Below are 2896 nucleotides of genomic sequence, written 5' to 3' on the forward strand. Positions count from 1 at the left end.
GCCAGCAGCGACTGCATGCTGTTGATCAGGCTGACGCAGACGTTGTACGACTGCATGGTTTTCTGGATCTGCAGCTGGGCCTGGGTGACGAAGTCGGAGCAGCGGCCGGAGTCGGCGTCCAGCGCGCCCTTGATCACGTCCAGCTGGCCCTTGTCCAGGCCCTTGCCGTCCGGGTGGCCGATGCTTTTCAGATAGGCCATGATGTCGCTGGTGGAGTTAGTGCCGTCGTTCTGCACGGTGATGCTGATATGGTGGTCTTTCAGGTACTGGATGACTTCGGGCGGCAGATCGCCCTTGTCGTCGGCCTTGGCCAGCTTGGAGATGATGGCGTCCACCTGGTTGGCGGCCTGCTGCGAATTGCGCGCGCGGTCGGCCTTGGCGCTCATCTGGTCGTATTTGCCCTGGGCCAGGTCGGAAAACAGGGTCATGAACTTGTAGAGCACCGAGATGCCCTGGGACATGATGGAGTCGCCCTGGCCGGCCTTGTTGTCGACGTAGTTTTCGTAGTCGGTGGAGCTGGCGATGGGGTTGCTGGTGGCGAAGTTGGTGGCGAAAGACATGGCGTTATCCTCTTTGCGGTTCAGATGAAAGTGCGGCCCAGCAGCGGGCCGGTCTTGCGCGGAGCGGCCGGCTTGTCCGACGCTCCCTCTCCTGCGCGCTTGAGCGACTCCTCAAGCGATTTGAAATTGCCGTGCAAGCTTTCCACGCATTGCGACAGCTTCTGGTTCAGCGGCGCGAGCTCGCCTTGCATGGCGCGGCCCAGGCGGTCCAGGCGCTGGCGGGCCTGGGCGTCGTGCGGGGCGCGGCGCTGCAGGGCGGCGATTTCCTCCTGCAGCGCCTGGAAGGTGCGCAGCTGCTCGCCCAGTCCTTGCTGGCGGTTTTGCAGGTCCTGCATCAGGCTCTGCAGCGGATGGGTCGACGGCTGGTTCATGCGGGCTCCTTTTCTGGAACGGGTGATGTTGGAATCGATGCTAGGCCCGGCCGCCGCGGCCGACTTTCGAAAAAAGGCCGCGCCTTTCGGTTTCCAGGCGTTTGGTCGGCTGCGGGGTTTGGCCGGCGCAAAGACAAGGGCGCCGCGAAAAAAATGGCACGCCGGGGCGTGCCATGCATGCGGAGGAGCAGGACGTCAGACGTGCTGGCCGATCTGGCCGAGCTCCAGGCGGGTGGTCTGGATCTGCGGGGTGTCCCGCAATTCCGGATGCTCGCTCCGCAGCGCTTCCAGCGTGCTCTTGTGCGCCTCTGAGAGGTCGGCGACATGGCCGGCGATGCCGGCGCCGGCATGCTGGCCGACCAGGTTGGCCAGGCGGTCGTACAGCGCGTCATGCTGCAGATTGGTGTGCACCGGCGTGGTCAGCTCCGCGGCCGCGTAGCCGGGCAGGTCCTGCAGCTTTCCCTGCTTTTGCAGCGCTTCGCCATAAGCGCTGGCGGTGCCGGAGGACGGGTTGTACTCGTCGTCGTCGTTGGCCACCGACATGCCGATCGGGATGGTTTCGGCGAAGGTGTGGTAAGCGCCGAAATTCATGAAGGCGGCGACGCCCAGCGTGGCCGGCTCCACGATGTCGGGCCGGTTGTAGATGCCTTCGTCGCTCAAGGTGTGCAGGGCGAGCAGGGTGTCGCAGGTGCCGCCGGATTGCGCGCCGGCGGACGGCAGGCCGCGCAGATTGGATTCGGTGGCGAAGGTGCCGTAGGGCTGCCAGCGGTTGACGCCGGTGCCGTGCGGAAACTCATGCTGCTTGAGCAGTTCCTGGAAGCCGCCCTTGTCGCCGAACCGCAGTTTGGCGTAGGCCTCGGGCAGGTTTTCGACTTCCGCCCGCGACATGGTGAATGGCCGGGTGGGCATCCGCTCGCCCTCGGGCGTGTCGATCGGCGCGCCGTGGCGCGGCACGCCGTTGATGTTGGCGTAGCGCTGTCCTTTGTCCGGATCGTGCCCCAGCAGCGCATCCAGCGCCGGTTGGTTTTCCTTGTCATGGGCGGTGACCGCCACCCGGCCGAAGCCCAGGCCGTGATCGCCGGCGGACGAGTAGTCCACTTGATAATCCACCTGCGGCGGCCGCTCGCTGCGCATGCGGCTGACCGCGTCGTCGAAGCGCTCGGTGCGGGTGCGGCTCTTGAATTCGTCGAAGCGGGCGACGCAATCGCGCGACTGCGAGCCGCCCAGCGGCGCCAGCATGTCGCGCAGGGCCGCGCCGTTCTTTTCCCCGTGGGTCTTGTCGTTCAGCAACTGCCACACGGTGGTGCCGAAGGAGCTGGCGGCCTTGATCTTGGTCAGCAGGTCATGGCCGCCTTTCTGGTCCGCGTATTTCAGCTCGCCGCCTTGTTCGCGCATCAGCGGACTGGACAGCTGGGCGCTGATCCAGGCCTCGCCGCTGCCGCCGGAAGTCGTCTTTCTGCCGATCTGGTCGGAGGCGGGCGAGGTCAGCGGGCTGACCAGGGTGGTGCGGAACACGTCGCGCAATGCCATCGGCTTGCCGTTGAACACCACCGCGTCGGGTTTGTTGCAGGCTTTGTCGCCATCGGCGAACAAGGGCGTCAGCACCGACGCCAGTTTGGCGCCGTAATCGTCGAACACGCGGCCGATCTGGCCCGGATCGTCCAGGATCATCATGCTGACGCCGGCTTCGAACAGCCGGCTGTTGCTGACCGCGGCTTCCTGGGCCTGATCCAGCGATACGCCTTTCTCCGAGGAGACGACCTTGTCCGGGCCGCCTGCGGTTTCGGCGCGGATTTCGCTGAGCTGGGCCCCTGTGGTGCAGGCTTTCAAGTTGACGCTGTTGACCATGTGGTTTCCTTTGAAAATACAGGGGGATGGCGGATGGTTGCGGCGGATTCTCCGCCGCAACCATTGAAAGGTCTTTCCGAAAAGTGGAGGATCTTTTGGATTTAGCCATTCCCGGGA

General features: G+C 65.0%; 3 protein-coding genes. All 3 read right to left on the minus strand.

The genetic code is table 11. The features are described from left to right. Positions 1-560 (minus strand): type III secretion system translocon protein SseB (gene sseB, locus ACY3GB_RS20930; RefSeq protein ID WP_463090424.1); only part of this gene is annotated, 560 nt, incomplete at its 3' end. Positions 561-580: 20 nt separating this feature from the next. Then, positions 581-931: a hypothetical protein gene (locus ACY3GB_RS20935; protein ID WP_463090425.1), complete on the minus strand. Its 351-nt coding sequence runs from the start codon at positions 929-931 to the stop codon at positions 581-583. Between the two features lie 195 nt (positions 932-1126). Beyond that, positions 1127-2779 (minus strand): hypothetical protein, encoded by a 1653-nt coding sequence (locus tag ACY3GB_RS20940; RefSeq protein WP_463090426.1) that lies wholly within the window; start codon positions 2777-2779, stop codon positions 1127-1129. Positions 2780-2896: the final 117 nt, after the last annotated feature.

The sequence above is a fragment of the Chromobacterium sp. Ag138 genome, assembly GCF_055181315.1.